Annotated in this window: 9 protein-coding genes and 4 pseudogenes; 4 read left to right on the forward strand and 9 right to left on the reverse strand. The window is 57.7% G+C overall.

Annotated features, from left to right (window positions below; all coding sequences use genetic code 11):
- Nucleotides 1-372: 372 nt before the first annotated feature.
- Both ACVW16_RS24845 and ACVW16_RS24850 read right to left on the reverse strand, forming a co-directional pair.
- Nucleotides 373-1886: pseudogene (locus tag ACVW16_RS24845) on the reverse strand (ISNCY family transposase).
- 785 nt (nt 1887-2671) lie between these two features.
- Nucleotides 2672-3471: pseudogene (locus tag ACVW16_RS24850) on the reverse strand (isocitrate lyase/phosphoenolpyruvate mutase family protein); the annotation flags it as partial.
- Between the two features lie 555 nt (nt 3472-4026).
- Here ACVW16_RS24850 and ACVW16_RS24855 point away from each other — a divergent pair.
- Both ACVW16_RS24855 and ACVW16_RS24860 read left to right on the forward strand, forming a co-directional pair.
- On the forward strand, nt 4027-4263 hold the full coding sequence (locus tag ACVW16_RS24855; RefSeq protein WP_456763512.1) for a helix-turn-helix domain-containing protein: 237 nt from the start codon (nt 4027-4029) through the stop codon (nt 4261-4263).
- 734 nt (nt 4264-4997) lie between these two features.
- Nucleotides 4998-5204: a cold-shock protein gene (locus tag ACVW16_RS24860; protein ID WP_456701676.1), complete on the forward strand. Its 207-nt coding sequence runs from the start codon at nt 4998-5000 to the stop codon at nt 5202-5204.
- Nucleotides 5205-6346: 1142 nt separating this feature from the next.
- On the opposite strand, the pseudogene rpoN reads toward ACVW16_RS24860, so the two are convergent.
- The 7 genes and pseudogenes from rpoN to ACVW16_RS24895 all read right to left on the reverse strand — a co-directional run bounded on the left by rpoN (nt 6347) and on the right by ACVW16_RS24895 (nt 11693).
- Nucleotides 6347-7799: pseudogene (gene rpoN / locus ACVW16_RS24865) on the reverse strand (RNA polymerase factor sigma-54).
- 397 nt (nt 7800-8196) lie between these two features.
- On the reverse strand, nt 8197-8379 hold the full coding sequence (locus ACVW16_RS24870; protein ID WP_456705173.1) for an aldehyde dehydrogenase family protein: 183 nt from the start codon (nt 8377-8379) through the stop codon (nt 8197-8199).
- A 23-nt stretch (nt 8380-8402) separates the two neighbouring features.
- A pseudogene (locus tag ACVW16_RS24875) lies at nt 8403-9098 on the reverse strand (aldehyde dehydrogenase family protein).
- Nucleotides 8986-9534: an aldehyde dehydrogenase family protein gene (locus tag ACVW16_RS24880; RefSeq protein ID WP_456701678.1), complete on the reverse strand. Its 549-nt coding sequence runs from the start codon at nt 9532-9534 to the stop codon at nt 8986-8988. The pseudogene ACVW16_RS24875 and the gene ACVW16_RS24880 overlap by 113 nt, the downstream one beginning before the upstream one ends.
- A 331-nt stretch (nt 9535-9865) precedes the next feature.
- On the reverse strand, nt 9866-11008 hold the full coding sequence (gene aepY, locus ACVW16_RS24885; protein ID WP_456701679.1) for a phosphonopyruvate decarboxylase: 1143 nt from the start codon (nt 11006-11008) through the stop codon (nt 9866-9868).
- A gap of 65 nt (nt 11009-11073) precedes the next feature.
- On the reverse strand, nt 11074-11289 hold the full coding sequence (locus ACVW16_RS24890; protein WP_456701680.1) for a hypothetical protein: 216 nt from the start codon (nt 11287-11289) through the stop codon (nt 11074-11076).
- Between the two features lie 35 nt (nt 11290-11324).
- Nucleotides 11325-11693, reverse strand: coding sequence for a methyltransferase (locus ACVW16_RS24895; RefSeq protein ID WP_456701681.1), 369 nt, complete (start codon nt 11691-11693; stop codon nt 11325-11327).
- A 1374-nt stretch (nt 11694-13067) separates the two neighbouring features.
- Here ACVW16_RS24895 and ACVW16_RS24900 point away from each other — a divergent pair.
- Nucleotides 13068-15452, forward strand: coding sequence for a CoA transferase (locus ACVW16_RS24900; RefSeq protein WP_456701682.1), 2385 nt, complete (start codon nt 13068-13070; stop codon nt 15450-15452).
- A 342-nt stretch (nt 15453-15794) separates the two neighbouring features.
- Nucleotides 15795-17261, forward strand: coding sequence for an alkaline phosphatase family protein (locus ACVW16_RS24905; RefSeq protein ID WP_456705174.1), 1467 nt, complete (start codon nt 15795-15797; stop codon nt 17259-17261).
- Nucleotides 17262-17804 lie beyond the last annotated feature (543 nt).

Genomic DNA, 17804 nt, shown 5'->3' on the forward strand with positions numbered 1-17804 from the left:
AGCTCGACCGTAAGAGCGCAAGCGAGCAAATCGAAGTCATCTACCTCCTTCAAAGTGTAGATATCGGCATTCCGTGGCCAAAGCAGCCGCCGGCCTAAAAACTGGGCCTGAGATGTGTGTTTCACACTCCGTGCCGGGACGAACCGGTCACGTTCCGCTGATACAACAACCGGCGTTGGTTACGGCCCCGTCAAGCTTGCGAGTGCGGCGCGGCAATCTGGGTAGGAAGTCGTATTGCCTCATGTACTGATGCTTCCGGGTGCGATCGGTTGCCTCATTTAATTTGCTCCTGGCTTGAGTTGAGGAGGAGGCCGGGTGCGGAGATGGCCGGGGTTTCGGAGCGCCCGGCCTCCTCCGCTGGTACCTCGCACGTCATTGGGGTGTTGTGACCTCGTACCCCGGCGGCATTTTCTCGCTACGAGCGAACAGCAGCGCATTCGCTTGCTCGCTGCGCCAGGATTGCAGCCGACGTTGAAGGGTTCGAAGAAGCTTGTTCGGATAGGCTCCAGGATATTCCATCTGCAAGCGCGAGAGCAGTTCGCTACCAGTCCGCCAAGGCTCAGCTTCAAACCATTTTCGCAAATCTGGCGTTGCTCGGATGAGCGGGGCGGGACGACGTCGGCCTCTTTTCGCCTTCACGAGTGGCCGATCCGTCGGTCGCATGGCTCCGTCCTTCCAGGCCGTGCGCAAGCTTGCCAGGAAGCGATCGATCGGTTGCGATGCCACAGCAGGATGGCCGATTGGTTGGGTATCAGCGAGGGCCGCGAGGCGCTCCTGCACGTCGCGGATGTCGCGCAACAACGCGACTGGATCGAGAGCGGCATAGATTTCTTGGAGGTGATGGCGGACAGCGTCAGGCGTGCGGGCGTCCGCCGCCAGGCGCTGGTGTGGTGTAGCCGGCGCGCTGTATGTCTTCGGTACACGGGCACCTTCGCGCTGCTTGGCTATCAATTTGAACGAGGGTTGGAAGAAGTTCACGAACAGCCGCGCCGATCGATAGAGTTCAGCCAGCAGCTTGGCCGCTTCCAGGCCCTCGAACCGACGATAGCCGACTATCCTGCGCACGACGGCGCCGTTCTTCTGCTCGACGAACGCCTGGTCATTTTTTCGGTAGGGCCGGCAACGCGTGAAGACGATGTTGGCCGCCTCGAGTAGGCTTTCAGCGTCTCGTTTATAAACACCGTATCATTGTCAGTATCGAAGCCGAGCAGCGCAAAAGGCGATTGTTTGCGCAATTCCGTCAGCACCGTGCTCAACAGCGTCCGTTCGCGCACGATCAGAGGAGCGCACTCCGTCCAGCCGGTAGCAATGTCGGTGAGCACGAGGGCCTGGATGAAGCTGCCGCGCGCAGATGGACCGCTATGCGCGACAAGGTCGGCCTCGACGAATCCGGGCGCCGGATCATTCCAATCTGCCGACGTCCTTATTGGAACACTGCGACGCAACGAGTGCGTCGCGTGCCGCCGACGCTTGCGACCTAATCCTTCTCGGACCCGCACCAATGCGCGGTCGATCGTCGCAGCGCTCATTGCCAAAAGTTTGTCGCGGATCTCGGGGGCAAGGTCGAGGTGGCCATGCCGTTCCATCGCCTCAATCAACGCAGGCATTAACGCCTTCAGCCGCTTCCCGCAGATCCGGTCTGACGCCTCCCAAAGGAGCACGAGCGCGTTGTGTTCTACCTCATTATACATTCGACGTCGCGCCCTTCGGCTTGGGCGCGCGTCTTCCTGACCTCGAAGTAGTCGCATCGCATGCTTGCGATGGAATCCGGTGATGTCGACGAACTCGTCCAATATCCGCGTCTTCTTCGCGCGATCCGAACGCCGATAGCGCGCGCCTGCTGCCGCCGTCAGTTCCTTCCGCGTTGCCATGCTTAGCCACCCCATCTTCGCCCCCGCTCGCTCCCGATCCAAGGGAGCAATTTACGTGAGGCAACGGCTCAGCATCCGGTAACAATTAGGGCGAGGCAATGCGCTCTTCCATCCAGATGGTCGCGCTATATGCGAGGCTTAAGCGTTTTTACGCGCCGATAAAAAACGCAGCCGCGAAAGTGATAAAACACGTGGTGCGGCAAACTTCCGTGACCATCATGAACCTCAGCCCCGGCCTGTTGGATCACGTGTCTGGGCTTTCGCGAAGATGCGCTCGGCGGTACGAAGATGTTCCGCAGATAGTTTTGGTGCAGCCTGAGATTACCGCACCTTGCGGCAGCAAGCTGTGGGCCCTGTGTTTCGCGAGTTAGGAGAGAAGCATGTCAGTGCCGGCCTGGGTAGCTCCGGCCCTGATCATACCACGTAGCGCCGGAATGGCTTTCGTTCGCCGAATAGAAGCGGACAGCCGTAACAGGTTCATCGTCGGCAGGGCCATTAGCAATGAGATTTCCCCTGGTTGGTTCAAACCAAATTGTGAAAATGGAGACAAGATCCGACAGCAGGACCGCTGATCCATGCGTCAGCTCATGGAAGGGGAGCGACAGCAGCCGTATCGGGCGCTTCACGGAGACTCCTCTAACAAGGCGCCGCCCTCAAGAAGGTCTCCGGAAAGGAGTGCGTCACGCGCCCACCAGAGCGAATAGGCGCTCCTGGTACGGTCTTAACAGGGGCCGGGCGCACGGGAACATTTTGAGGAAGAAGACCCATGGCCAACCTGCCCTCGTGGGTTTTTCGGACTGCAAATATCGCCTTTCGGCCTTTGCGAGTTCGTCATACCTCAGGAGTTCGAAAATCTCGCTGAGCGGTGCAATGTGAGGTTCAATTCTGGCAACGCTCTCCTCAGCTGCGATACTATCGCAGACGCGTCGCATTGCAGCTGCCGCAGCCCGCATGGAGTGATTGGCCTAAACGACCGTGGAGATGCGCGCATCGCGATAGGCGGAGACTGGCGTTCGGTAGTATGTCGTCGGAACGATCACGACAGGAAGCCGGTTCTCCCACTTGTTGGCGAACGAAAGCACCTCGTCCGCGACACTCTTTCGCGAGTGAATCAGGATAGCATCCGCTCCCGCGTCGGCATAAGCGTGGGAACGTACGATGGCTTCGTTCAGTCCGTGCTCGGCGATCAGCGCTTCAATCCTGGCGACGAGAATAAGAGTTTCGCCGACTGCATCCTTTACAGCCCGCAGACGACCAGAGAACTCATCGACATCGGCGAGTGGATGCCGCTCTCCAATGAGGGAGTTGAGCTTCGGCAAGCAGCTGTCCTCAAGCGAGAGCCCCGCCGCGCCAGCCTGACGCAGTTTGCGTGCGAGAAGGCGCGCATTATTGAAATTGCCGAAGCTCCATCCCCGTCCACGAGCACCGGTATCTCGGTCGTATCCACGATGCGTTCGACGCTCTCGACGAGCTGGCTTCATGAAGCTTCGTTGGCATCGCGAAAGCCCAACGAGCTGGCGATCGACAAACCAGACGCCCAGAGCCCCTTGAAGCCCAAGCGCTTGGCGATTTTAGCCGAAAGGCCATCATGCGCCTCCATCAGAAACGAGAGCTTACCAGTGGAACAGATCTCTGCCCGACGCCCTTCGACAGCCGGTCGCCGCGTGTATTCATCATCTGCGGTTGGCTGGATGGCTTGTGGTTGACATTGCATGCACAAATCCTGGAAGCCGAGCTTCGATCGGCGCAAAGTCGTTGATCATATCCTTTTGGATTGACAGCGATCAATGACTAGCTTTGGTAGTTTATTTTGACGTAAAGAGCTTTCATGATGCAAAGAATTGACGTGATACGTAAAGTCGTCGTTATGAGTTCATGGGCGTTGATCCCGCTCTCTGGCGCAACGCCTTAGTGACGGGTGATATCCGGTTCACAGAGTTTGATATCGATCGGTGCGATTGTCGCAATGCAGTTTGTAGCGTTTATGACATATGGTGAGAGCTTCTCGATATGGCCGGCTTGAGACCGCCGCCGCGCGAGAGCGGAGCCGCTATCTCCGAAGAACTTGCTCTGATTCGGCGATAGTTTGCCTGCGCGGATGAATGGTACGGCATTTGCTGATGCATTCCTGTTCTCTTAAGCCCAGGAAAAAGTCATGGCCGATGTCCAAGAGAAACTGGTTGTACTATCGGAACGCGAAAAACAATGTTTGCGGTGGGTCGAGAAAGGGAAGTCATCCTGGGCGATCGGGGTCATCCTGAACGTCAGCGATAACACCGTTAACTTTCATATCAAGAATGCGATGCGAAAGCTCGAGACGAGCACCCGGACCCAGTGTGTCGTCAAAGCGCGGCGTCTGGGTCTTTTAGACCACGGTTCGCGGTGGGGCTAATGAGCCCGTAGATTGATGGGGCGAAAAGCGAGGCAAATTGCGCCCCGCGAACTAAACTGGGGATCGAAGAGGCGCTGATACCATAAACATGGCGTGCCTCCATGTCCTAGCCTTTAATGGTGAAGCGCAACGCGGACGAGCGAGCCGACGTAGTGCCGCCGGCCCGTCATGCTCTTGAAAGATCGAGACGGTGAGCCCGACCCGAATCGTCTATCTCCCTGTGCGAGCCCCTTGGCCATATGCCTGTCACAGGTTGAAGTCCGGTGGCTAGCCAGACGGCTTGGACGGCGTCGGCGGGACTTTGGGGTGGCAGTGGAAGTCGGAAGACGCATTTCCAAAACGTGCTTCTGGTAGACGTTGCTCGAACTCTAGGGGTGTACAAGCCTCACCAATCGGGTGATGCTCACGGAGCTTTGCCGGTTTGGTGAACGATCTTCGGGGCACCAATCACCAGCTGGTCTTTTGGGTGATTAGAGCGGCGTGTGCTGCACGCACAATCCTCCTGTGAACCGTTAGCCGAAGCAACCGAAGCGGAGGCTAAAGCGTCATCAGGATCCTGCGGCCTGGAATTCGCGCCAGATACGTTTCTAACGTTCGCGTATTGAGCATAGCTAGGCAATTCGACAAAAAAAGCGCAAGCCCTTCGCATCGAGCTCGCGGCCTTAGTTGTCATCACTCTTGATGATCGGAAGACTCTTCGCTAGATCACCAGCGTTCAGTAAGGAGGTGCCGCCGTGGCAATGGGTATTGTGAAGTGGTTCAATCCGAGCAAGGGTTATGGGTTCATCAGACCCGAGGATGGAAGTCCCGATGTGTTCGTGCACCTCAGTGCCGTTGAAAAAGCTGGTTTCACCACCCTCGAAGAGGGAGCCCGCGTAAGTTATGAGCTCAAGACGGGGCGTACGGGCAAGATGTCGGCCGAAGATCTCCGCGTTGGCTGAATTGACCCAGCCGATGCGTCCAAAATGAGAGTACGGCTTGTCTCGAGCTGATGAGGGTATTTGTCTGGGGGGATGTCTCGCTGACGTGCCCCCTTTTACGCAAGATAGATTCGGCTTACCCGCGGAGCATGAAATTGTGATGGAGGTGAAGCGCTGGTCACCCAGGAGCCATCAGCTTGTCGTGCGACAAAAAGGGTCTCTCTCCGCCGCCCAGCAGGCCATCCTGGCGCCGGTGCGGGGATCTTTTCACCACGAGATCTGAGTAAGATGAACGCGTCAGTATAGCTCCGCGCGGTGCTCTGGCTGTGGGTCCGGCGCGTTTTCTCGGGCTGAATTGCGTGCTGAAGAGTCTGCGTCAGTCTGTGTGTTGGTAAGCACCACCTGAGACGAGACGTCGCGTGAGTTTCGCAAGCATTCGCGAATTGCTGATCAAGGGGCTCTTGAGACTTCTAGCGAGTCACGATCATCTCACGGGGGCCTGGACATTCATCAAAGCCGCCTTGCTAAGTAGGAACGATTGTTCCGCATCACCATGCTCCGTAAACAAGGACGGCATCGCTACAATGGCAAACTTGCGAGAAGCTGATGGGCTTCGCCGCTGGCCGCAAAAAAGCGGCGCTCCAGTTGCTGCATTCGGCCTTTCCGTCACGGGCTACGATCATACTAACGAGGTGTTCAGACCTACACCGGCAGCTTTGCCAATCTTCTGGCGGGGGGGCGGGACGCGTAAGAGCACAAAGCAATGCGTTCTGCTTTGCTTGTTATCGAGCTGCGGCGCAAAGTTCCTGAGGCGAAGAAGCCGTGTCTGATCCCGATCGGCGGTGTTACCTCGAGCAACGTCACTCAGATCGAATCCGAAGCCGCGCGTCGATAGGACGGCCGGCCGAGATCATGATGTAACCCTTGTTAATTCACGACTCCAGGGAATCCTCTACCCCTCGGCCCTGCGCCACCAACGACTTGAGTCGGTGATGTGATCGAGTCGAGCGGCAACGTGTTGTTCTCAGTCGTCGCTTCTCGCTCCTCGCCAAGCAGTCCGAGGTGAGTAATAACGCCCGACGAAGTCCAAGGCTTCTTTTCGTTAGATCCAGTTACGACAAAACGTCGCTTTCGGGCTTCCCGGATAACGGCTTGTGAGTTCTTCACGGACTGCGAGCTCCGTCCGATGCTCGGTTACTGATTGTTACCCACTGCTTTTCGCGGCGGCGTTGCACTGAGGAGGGAATTCGCATGGCCTCCCGGTACTTCGCGACCGTGCGGCGGGCAATATCAATTCCAGACGCGCGCAAGCGTTCCATGATGGTATCATCTGACAGGGGCGCAGACGGTTCTTCCGAATCGATTAGCTGCTTGATGTGGTGACGCACGGCCTCGGCCGAATGCGCCTCGCCGCCGTCGGCCGAGGCGATCGATGCCGTGAAGAAATATTTTAACGCGAATGTGCCGCGAGTTGTCGCGATGTATTTGTTCGCGGTGACGCGCGACACCGTGGATTCATGCATCTGGATGGCCTCCGCGATGTCCTTCAGATTTAGCGGCCTTAAGTGCGCCACACCATGGGTGAAGAAGCCGTCCTGCTGGCGCACGATCTCGGTCGCGACTTTCAGGATGGTGCGGGCGCGCTGGTCGAGCGCGCGCACCAGCCAGGTGGCGTTCTGCAGCGCCTCGGTGAAATACGACTTGTCGCCTTCCTTGCCGATTTTCTTCGACAGCTCGGAATAATATGTCTGGTTCACCAGGACACGGGGCAAAGTGTCGCTGTTGAGCTCCACATGCCACCCGTCATCAGGTCCCGGTCGGACATAGACATCAGGCATTATGGTCTGAAGCCGCGCCGAGCCGAACTTCAGACCCGGCTTGGGATTGAGGCGCCTGATCTCGCCGATCATGTCGGCAATGTCTTCGTCATCGACGCCACAAAGTGTGCGCAGGCTCTCCATGTTGCCGCTCGGCGAGGAGATCGAGATGCTCGACGAGGGCCTGCATCGCGGGATCGTAGCGGTCGAGCTCGCGGAGCTGGATCGCCAGGCACTCGCTGAGAGACCGCGCACAGACGCCGGGCGGATCGAATTTCTGCAGCACGGCAAGAACGCCCTCGACGTCCTCTTGCGTTGCGCCAAGCCGCTCGGCTGCCCGGCCGAGATCGGACGGCAGGTAGCCGGCCTCGTCCACGAGGTCAATCAAATACTGCCCAATCATCCGCTGCGTGGGCGAAGTGAGGGCGACCGAGAGCTGCTCGGCGAGAGAGCCCAACAATGTTGTCTCGGCAGCAACAAAAGCTTCAAGATTGTAGTCTTCGTCACCGTAGGAGCCGCCGCCCCATTCGGTATAAGTGGTCGGCGCGGCATCCTGAGCGTCGCGTGGGCCCGCCTCGGCCGTCTGTTCGGCGCTGACCTCACCCACCCCACTTGGGGATTCGACGCCAGCTCCCTCGCCACTGGTGCGCTCGAGCAGAGGGTTGCGCTCGAGCTCCTCCTCCACGAAGGCCGTGAGATCGAGGTTGGACAATTGCAGCAGTTTGATGGCCTGCATCAACTGCGGCGACATGACCAATGATTGCGAATGCCGGTACTCTATTCTCTGCGCAAGCGCCATGGAGCAAGAACCAATACTGAACTTAGCCGAGGTTCCTTCATCTAGTCAGGAGCTGATCGACGCGCTTTGATGTCGCGCAAAAGCAGAGGCGAGGTTGGACTTCTGTGCAAGCGGGTTGGAGGACGGCAGCTATGCCGTAGGACTCTAGAGTAATTGAAAGCCGCTGCGAATGCTTGCGTCGTTCCAGCAAAACGCGATTTTCGCTTCTACGAGCACTGCCGGCGCGTCTGATTCTGAATGTCTTTTTAGCACTGGGTCCACCGGTGCTTTACCTGGCCTGACTTCCGCTTAATCGTGCTCTAAATGGCTATGAGGAACCAGAAGTCACCGCTCTGTGAGGGTCCTCAGCTCGCCCGCGAGTGCCAATGGGCAAACAGGGTGTTGCCTTTCCCACGAATCAAATTTGAGAATGCCTTAGCCCATTGGAAGGCAAGACCGGCCAAGGGAGCGAGTACGTCTTCAGCTGCGTGAAGCCGCGCATCGCCTCGGGAACACCCTCCTTATAGCCGAGCCCAGATTGCTTGATCCCGCCGAAGGGCGTCATTTCCGTCCGATAACCGGAGACTTCCCATACGTTCACGCTTCCTACGTCGAGACCATTGATCAATCTCGTGACATGCCCCGGTTAGAGCAAACACCCGCGGAAAGTCCAAACTTGGTCGCGTTCGCAATTGATATAATTTGATCGATATCGTTTGGGCAACGGATGATTGGCAGCACGGGCCCGAATGTCTCTTCAACAACAAGTTCGGAGGTTTCCCGAACATGATTCAGGAGCGTAGGTGGATGAAATGCGCCGTGAGGCCGACTGCCCAGTAGCCGGACCGCACCATCATCAATCGCGCCGGCGAGACGTCGAGCGATAAGTCGAGCGGCCTCTTGGCTGATCACGGTCCCGACGTCCACAAATAGATCGCTGGGGTCGCCGGTCATAAGCTGCCGCATGTAATGGAGCGCGCGATCTGCAAAATCCATAGCGATAGTTCCGGTCACCAGCGCCCGCTTGACGGCTGTGCATCGTTGACCCTAATTCTTGATTGCACCTTGGACTGCTAAATACGCTGCGCGTTCGGGATCAGCATCCTCAAGAACGATGATTGGGTCGTTCCCTCCGAGCTCAAGTATGAGCTTCCGGCCCGCTCGGCGACGTGGCGATGTATCGCTCCGCGCAAACGGACCGTAAATGTCACCAGCTCCGCATCTGGGTCGGTGAACATAGCACCTTCCAACGACTTGGGGTTCCCGTGAGGATTGAAAGCATTTCCTCTGGCAGTCCCTGCTCAAACAGTATCCTGCCAAGTGCCAGGGCGGTCAGTGGAGCTCGCTCGGATGGCTTTAGGACGACGCGATTGTTTGTCGCTATGGCGGGAGCAAGTTTATGGCTGACAAGATTGAGACGATGATTGAATGGGTTGATTGCGGAGATCACGCCGACAAGAGGCCTGCGGCGCATGGCAAAGATGCGTCGTTCGTGAGGAGTTGTGATGTCACATGGATAGATCTCGCGTTCGCTCTGGATCATGGCATGGGCGGCAAATGACCAGACGTCGCAGGCGCGTTTGGTCTCATGCAGGTCGTCTTTCAGGCAGAGACCGGTCTCCGACGTAATTAGCCGAGCAAACTGATCCTGATCTCGTCTGACCGCGCTTTCGGTTCCAAGGAGAATATCCGTCCGTTCGCGTCGGGTCAGCTTAGGACGAGTTCGCGCCGCCCACCTGAAACGCTTTCCGTACATGTTCCGGTCGTGCCTGTGGCACTTTGCCTACAAGCATTCCCGTGAAAGGATTCCTGGCTTCGATCGTCAGGTCCGAATGGGAAGGCGAACCTGCTATGATCATCGGCTGATAGTCTTCATCGAATTCAGGCGTGCGATAGCTTAACCAGGATGTGACTCTGAGATTATCGGAATGTGACGCGTCTTTGTGGGGAATAAATGCCCTGGCGGCGAGCGGCGTCGCCGGAGCGATTGTTTGAGGGCAGGTCGCTTTTGAAGGGGTTGCCGTGTAAGCCAGGCGCGGGATGGCCAGATTCGAACATGGAGGCTTCCGGTGCATCAACACTTTCTTTTACCATGCTGGTGCTGGCTCGCTGCCCCGGTTGTGAAGCGCTCGCTGGAATGTGGTTTTGTTCTGAAGAGGCGAATATCGGGAGGTAACGCGCGGGAGCCGCGACGGATGCTGCCGATTGACCTTACAAACTATGAAGTGAGGGCCGGTCGTCCTTAGGCATTGCTGCGTGACACCTATGAGATTATCTGATCCCTTACAAAGGGTGGAGGTGCGATACCCGCAAGCGGAGGCGACGGCCTCGAGTGAAGATGTTCGTGAAGTCGAGAGCTGGCCGCCAGTTGAAACATAGCCTTCGTTGTCCAGCACCACGTGGATCAGATTGTGTGGGCTTGCATAGCCAATGGTGGACAGAGCCCCCATGTGCATCAGTACGCTGCCATCTCCATCCAGTGCCAGGACCGTTCTGGCAGGCGAAGTAAGCGCGAGTCCTGCCGCTATCGCGCCACAATGTCCCATCGAGCCCTGGACATATAAATTCAGCGCACGATCCCGGACCCGGAACAGCTCACGAGAGATAAATCCGGACGTAGAAACAATGAGGGTATCTGAGTCGATCTGCTTGCAAATCGACTCGACGACTTGCCCGACACTGAGGCTACAGTCGATCGTGTCAGGCGAACGTTTTGCTGTGCTGCAGCTGGATAGCTGGCCACTTCGAAATAGCAGCGCAAACGGCGCGCCTTTGCGAAATAATGCGCCGCTACGCGCGAGGGCGCGATCCACGCCTACATCAGTCCCATCGAAGTCGCACCACTCGATAGAGAGCAAGTCTAGGAGGGCTGTTGTTTTGGCCCCCATAATCGTGTGTTGTGGCTCATCCACGGGCTCATCGGGGTGACCGCGGACGGATAATAGGAGCAGGACCGGTATTTCGCTGACCATCAATAATGACGTCAGCGGATTAATGATATTTCCGAAACCGGAGTTCTGAAGCGCCACGACTGCTCGTCGACCTGTCAGCACCGCGCCGGCCGCCAAGGCAATCGCACTGCCTTCATTGGCTGCAGGAATTGCCAAGAGTCCAGGCTCACGAGCCGCTTCCTCAAACAGGTCCGCAAAGTTTGAGCAGGGGACGCCGGAGAAGAGACTGTACCCAGCCGTCCGGAGCTTGGATAATAGAACGGTCGTCTCAATCGGCATATCGCACTCAGCAATTAAGGAAGAGCAGCGGCAGGATCAATGCCGCTTTAAAGCCCACTTGAATCTCAGGCGGCCTTTCGGGCGACAACCAAGCTGCGGTTGCAGATGGATTTGTGGTACTCAAAATGCTGGAAGCCCGTGTCCTCAAGCATCGTGCGCATGTCTTCGAAGCTGTAACAGCAGCCCTCATATCCTGTCCTGAGCAGCACCGAATATTCTGCTTCAGCAGCCGGAGACGGATAGCCTCCACGGTCGTCGGGGTGGCAGCTGAAAATCGCCACGCGCCTGCTGGCACGAGGAGCCTCGTGAGACTTGTTCAAGAGAAGGCGGACCTTGTCTGATCCCAATTGTGAAGAACGTGCGAATAAAGATGAAGGGGCGCGTCCCTTGGCAGCGGGTAAACGAACATATCTCGAGCTTTGACTTGAGCGCGATCTGGGTAAAGAGTCCGATCCGTGAAACATGTCCGCCCAAGCTGATCAACGGGCGGCCGTCCCAAAGCCGTTGCTGTGAGTGGGGGACAGCGCATCAGCAAATAAGAAGAATACACGCCCGATCCGCCGCCCACATCGAGGACGGAAGTGTCATCCGTGCAATCAAGAAGAGTTGCGAGGTGTGGAGCAAAAATCCGCCCTCGCTCCTCCATCCCGCGTGTATTCAGATTGGCGAAATCGTCGGTCTGCATCAGGGCGTCTCAGCTCTTTGTCACCCCGCGCTCAACGTGCCAGGTGTCGGCGCCTCCATCTCGCAACATTTCGTAAAGCTCCCGAACAGAAGGCTTGTACTTCATCGTTGCAATATACGATGCGACGCTATCCGGGGATTTGTCGCTTAGATAGCGAACGGACGCCGGGGTTGCGTGTACCCGGCCGGCTTCGCTTGTGATGAGACCCCATGATTGAAAGAGGCGAAGCATGGTCCGCGTCGGACGCTCCCGAAGGGAGAAATGGACCCGAAGCTCATCCTCTCACCGCGTGACCATCGAGATAAGTGAAAAGATAAAGCCACGACACAGCCGCAATATAGAGATTCGCCGCGTAGGAGCTGTCGCGCCACTTGATTATCTGCGCAATGTCGGGGGCGAAAACAGGGCCATCGGGCCGGCCTCGAAAAGATGACAGGGCGCTAGATGATAGTACAGGAGGTTGCATGGTCGAATGTCCCTCTCAGAATAAATTGCATTCAGGGCAGACGATGTCGCGCGTCAGGCCGGCAAACCTCACGCCTTGAGGAAGTGGGGCAGCACTGAAAGAGGCTGAAGAGGCGGGGAGGTGGAGCGGGCCGATCGGCAGCCCGAGTCCCGGAGATATCTTCAGTCACGTCTGAGGCGGCGTGCTGGGCGAATGCGCGTCCTAGTCATTATACGCTTCCATGAGGTAGAGAGCTCCTGTTGCATCCGACAGCTGACGGCACGCAAGCGCTCGCCGCGATCTGCAGTAACACACGTCTTTCCACTGGATCAATTGCGAGCGTTGGTAGTTGACTAGGCAGAACAGAGCGACGCGTTGCCTCCATCGCAGAGTCTAGCCGCATTCGCCTAGTTGAATCTTGTTCGGCAGGTAGCCGAGCGGGCAAGCGGACGCTTTGTCTCATTCCGCACATTTTCTGGTCGGTGCTTCAATGCGCTTAATGCGTCGAACGAGACGCAAAGTCTATCTGGTCCTTGTCTCGCGTTATGAATTTCTCGCCGGACGCGATTGGTACGATTGTTGCTGCGCTGAGCTCAGTTCCTCTACGAGAGCGAAAGAGCGCATACGACCTTGTCTTCATCTAGCTGTTCCTACATCGTGCTCAAAATCGCCAGTTCACCCCGCCGTGGACAGGCAAGCGCCGGCCACTTAATGGCATTTTGCCTCTTCGAGCCAGATGTTGCGTGTCCTAGTCATTGTCGCTCAGGTCCACGGGATTTCCGCCTTGCTCAGGCTCGATTCCGAGTACCGGCTACAGAACGGACCCTTGATCGCTATACCGTGGCCGATGGAGTACCCACGGCCTGCTAGGCAGCGGCTCGCTCGCTCGTCGAGATGCGAATTCGGCACGTGATATTTGGCGCACCGATATGGATAGCAAAAGGAAACAATCCCGGAGGGTATTATCACATCTGAGGGTCGTCGACATCGGCAGCTCGGACGCCAGCAGCTATTGCGCTCGATTGTTCGCAGGCTTCGGTGCAGACGTTCAGAAAATTGAGCCGCCGGGGGGAGATCGAATGCGCTGTACTGCACCACCCGCTCCCAAGGGCCACAGGGCGTGGTTCGCATTTCTCAATTTCAACAAATCAAGCACTGTTATCGATCCTGCCGGGGCTGGTGCGATTGCCCGACTAACTGCACTCATCGAGGATGGCGATGTCTTGATCGATGGTCGGGATGTTGATTCCGCGAATTGCCCGCCCATTGATGTCGCTGCGGTCCGTGACCGCCACTGCGTCCTGATGCACATTGAGGCGAGCTGGTTCGGGCGTGAAGGGCCCTGTGCAGACTTCGCGGCGACGGATTCGACTGTCCGTGCGCTTGCTGGCCTCATCAAGCTGGTTGGGCCGGTAGAGGGACCGCCTTCGCACGCTCCCGATTGCCAGACCGGTATTCTTGCCGGCCCTTGGGGATTTATTGCGGCAGCTTCTTCGGTGATTGCTCGAATGCGGGACGAGCAGGGCCGCAGGTGGTCACTCAGTATCTTCGAATCGAGCCTCGCTGTCAGCGAAAGCCACATCTTTGAGGCATCGGCGCGCGGCGAAGTCGTACGCCGTATTGGCATCAATCGATTCTGGCCGATCTTTCCAGCGGGTATCTACGAAACAAAAGAAGGATGGCTAGGCGTTACGACCTTCACACCCGCTCAGTGGACAGCGTTTTGCGATATGCTCGACCTTTCCGAACTTGGAGATAATCCGGATCGCCTCCTCGGCAGCGATCGTCTGCAGAACGTCGAACAGGTTGAACAAGAGTTTGTACCGAGATTGAACGCGCGTACAGCGGAGCAGTGGTTCTCCGAGGGGCGTAAACGTAAGAGTCCTGTCGTGCCAGTCCCCGAAATGTCTGATCTTATCCAAGACACTGAGAGGAAAGAGCGCGGCGCGATCTTGCCTGTTCTCCTTGGCAACGAGGAAGGACTAACCGCCGGCTCGATGCAACGCTTCACGCAAACTCCGCCACGGCGAGGTGGCAGGGTTCCGCTTCCCGGCGAGCAGCAACCTACTGCCAACGTCCAAAGGCATCTGCCTCTACCTTCAGGGGCCTGCGCTGATGCCGGACGGCCGCCGTTGGATGGGGTCCGCGTGATTGACTTATCGATGGGCTGGTCAGGACCCTTGTGCACGCGCATCCTGGCGGATCTTGGTGCGGACGTCATCAAAATCGAGGCGATCCAATATCGGGATTGGTGGCGTGGCGTAGACAGACGCCCAGCTTTCATCGAAGACAAAATGTACGAGCGGGCGCCATGCTTCTGCATCGTGAACCGGAACAAGCGCTGCATGACACTCGACCTCACGCGGCCACGAGGTCTTGCTCTTGTTAAGCGGCTTTTGGCGGAAACGGATATTGTCGTCGATAATTATTCAGTGGATGTCCTGCCGAAGCTCGGACTAGGCCTGGATGTGCTGCTAGCGCTCAACGCTCGACTGGTTAAGCTGTCGATGTCCGCTTTTGGCGTGAATAGCAATCAACGCGATTGTCGGGCTTACGGCTCGACTCTCGAACAAGGGTCAGGCCTGCCGGGTCTCGTCGGAGAGTGCGATATGCCGCCCGTGATGCGCCATGTTGCTTTGGGAGATGCTATCCGGGGCTTGAACGGCTACGCCGCGGTTCTGATTGCGTTGATTTATGCTCGTGATTCCGGACAAGGCCAGCATATTGACCTTTCGCAGACCGAATGCATGCGGTCATTTGCTGCGCCATGGCTCACTATCCACTCGATCGACCGTAAGCCGCCGAAAAGGTACCGCAACCGACATCCGCAGTTCGTGCCTCATGGCTGCTTTCGGTCCGCGGGCGAGGATAACTGGCTCATAGTAGCCGCCACCGACAACGACATGTGGCAGAGACTTGCAATTCTTATTGGTCGACTGGACTGGGCGATGGACGCATCGCTTAATTCTGCGGAAGCACGCCGTAGCATTGAGGACGACATCGAGAACGCTATCGAGGCCTGGACGCGTACCCGTGACGCAGATCAGACGATGTTCGAATTGCAGACGGTAAGGGTTGCGTCCGGCGTAACTCGGCATCCAATCGATCTGCTCCAGGATCCCCGCCTAACGTCGCGTGGATTTCTGCAAAAAGTCGAGCGCCCCTTCATAGGCGCGCATCTACAGCCATCAATGCCGATTTGCGAAGGGGACAAACCCTACGATTCGTGCGGCGGCGCCTACGTTGGGGCGACACAACAACGAGATCGTGAGCGAGCTTCTCTAAGCTCTCCGATAGCGATGTTGCTGAGTTAGCGAGAGAAGGCGTCATCGAGACGGAAATACTCTGCAAGGGGCGTTAAAGGCAAAGGATCGGTCTTCAGGATTACCGGCCAGGTACTGGGTCGGAATGCGGCTGTTGTATGTGATGATCCCGCCGCAATCTCGCGCCCTAAGCGAAAGGCGTGACGGGATCACGAGAGGGTTCACATGGACAGCGCAAAGAGTATCGATTGGCATGTTCTAACCCAGCCCATGCCGATCTCTCATCGACCTCCGTCGCGGCGCTTCAAGAGAGCAGCCGTAGGGGATCCTAGAAACACATAACTGAGTGAGCGTGCCATTATGTTAGATCGATCAGGTCCAAACCGCGTGGTCATGGTGCTGTTTGGCGGGCTCCGACCCGATCTTATTAGTCCATCGCGGACGCCGAACTTGGATAGACTAAGGCTCCGCGGTACCATGCTAGCGCGGCAGCGCACCGTCTATCCCAGCGAGACCCGGGTTTCACTGACGAGCCTGATCACAGGCGCGACCCCGGATCGTCATGGCATTATCGGTAACAGGTTTCTTGATCGCGTGGCAGCAGCGCCGCGCTTGATCGATACGGGCGACGACCGCCTGATTGAGGACCTCGATGCCTCGAGCGGCGGGCATTTGGTCGGCGCGCCGTCGCTAGGCGAAATTCTCGCGGCGAACGGCAAGACGTTTGCGGTTCTCGCCTCGAATCCAGCTGGAGCAACTCGCATCCTAAACCACAAGGCGCGACCGCTGAGCCAAGTAACGCTCTCGGGTCATTTCGCTCGCCACGCCACGCCAGCGGCAATGCTCGAAAGGGTGGAGGCGCGGCTTGGGCCGACACCGGCGCCGACGCCTCACGGTACCCCGGATCTTGCCGCTCAAGCCTTTCTAACGTCGGCATTGCTTGATGAGGTCTGGCCCCAAATTCAGCCCGATGTCACAATTCTCTCCTTCGGCGAGCCTCACACCTCGTCGCATTATTGTGGAATCGGCGCGACGCGGACTCTGGAGGTGATCGGCTTTCTCGACCGCCAGTTTGGCCGCGTGCTTGAATGGTGGGAATCTGAAGGGGCGCCGAAAGGCGTGCATCTTATCGTAGCATCCGATCATGGCCATGTAACAGTGCACGCGCAGGCTGATCTCTTGGAGACGTTGAACGCGACTGGGATGCGTTGTGCCCAAGTACCAGGACCGGGGATCGAGGCGGTCGTCATGTCAGGTCAGGTTGGCGCCATATACCTGTCGGAGCCATCCGACCGAGCCATCCGCCGCGCGGTTGCGGCAGTGATGGAACGGCCTTGGTGCGGTCCGGTTTTTACGGCCGCTAAGAGCGGGGACGATGGGATCGCCCCAGGTAGCCTCGCCCGTCATCTGGTCTTCGCCGATCATCCCCGGTCGGCTGACATTTCGTTTTGTTTTCGGGGGGATGATGCTCTCGATTCCTTTGGCCTTCCCGGCCGCTGCTGGGGCCCGGATTCGCCGGTTGGGCTCGGTGTGCACGGCGGGCTGCACGCCAGGGAAATGTCGTCGCTCGGCATCCTAGCGGGCCCATTGATCAGAAGCGGCGTGGAATCGCACGTGCCTTCCGGTATCTGCGACTATGCGCCGACCGTGCTCAGCCTGCTTGGCATTTCGCGGCCGTCCATGATGACAGGTCGCGTGCTCGCGGAGGCCCTTATTTTCGGTGCATACGATCCTCCAGCCATCGAGACGCTTCATAAAGCGGGAGCCGGTGGATACCGGCAGGAGCTGCGTCGCGTGCAGGTCGGCTCGACAATCTACGTCGATTCGGCGGATGCTTTAGCTTCGCCCGGTGTTTGGTAAGGCGCTCGTCAGGGCGGCGCCGTCCGCCTTTTCGATGAAGGATGAGACACTCGGTCGCCTTTTTGTCACGACCGTGCTCGCGACAACCTGTTCACCAAGGCTATCATCGAAGCGATCAATAGGGGGCCTCGAAGTTCAGATACTCGTTGAGCCGGTGAACCGATTTATGGCGCGAGCCCGCCATCCCTCATAGACCAAATCCGTAACAGCCGGACTAAAATCAAAGGTGAGATTTCTTTCGAGCGGCTCGTTGCTGCGGACCACCCGGGCCGGCTCGCGACTAGCGCCCCCACTGCGACCTGTTCTTCAACGGGACTTTCGGGGCCTATTGTGGTAAGCTCTTTTCCAGTGCGGACAGAAGCACGCCAACTGCGCTAGCGCCCATCGCATCAGCGTCGGTCAGACGCAGCAACATAACGATGTGCGGCCATTCTGGCCGTGGGCGACGGCCCTATGACTTCGGTCCGCTTCGCACGTACAAGATTGTCATTTGGGCCTAAAACGCGTGTTGAAAGAGGTTTTGGGACATAAAAGAGTGTATCG

Source organism: Bradyrhizobium sp. USDA 4474 (assembly GCF_054057515.1).

Excerpts from the sequence above, each read along its gene's own strand:
- ACVW16_RS24855 (WP_456763512.1), top strand. The coding sequence starts at position 4,027 with ATGGCCGATGTCCAAGAGAAACTGGTTGTACTATCGGAACGCGAAAAA.
- ACVW16_RS24880 (WP_456701678.1), bottom strand. The coding sequence starts at position 9,534 with ATGTACGGAAAGCGTTTCAGGTGGGCGGCGCGAACTCGTCCTAAGCTG.
- aepY (WP_456701679.1), bottom strand. The coding sequence starts at position 11,008 with ATGCCGATTGAGACGACCGTTCTATTATCCAAGCTCCGGACGGCTGGG.
- ACVW16_RS24895 (WP_456701681.1), bottom strand. The coding sequence starts at position 11,693 with ATGCAGACCGACGATTTCGCCAATCTGAATACACGCGGGATGGAGGAG.
- ACVW16_RS24900 (WP_456701682.1), top strand. The coding sequence starts at position 13,068 with ATGGATAGCAAAAGGAAACAATCCCGGAGGGTATTATCACATCTGAGG.
- ACVW16_RS24905 (WP_456705174.1), top strand. The coding sequence starts at position 15,795 with ATGGTGCTGTTTGGCGGGCTCCGACCCGATCTTATTAGTCCATCGCGG.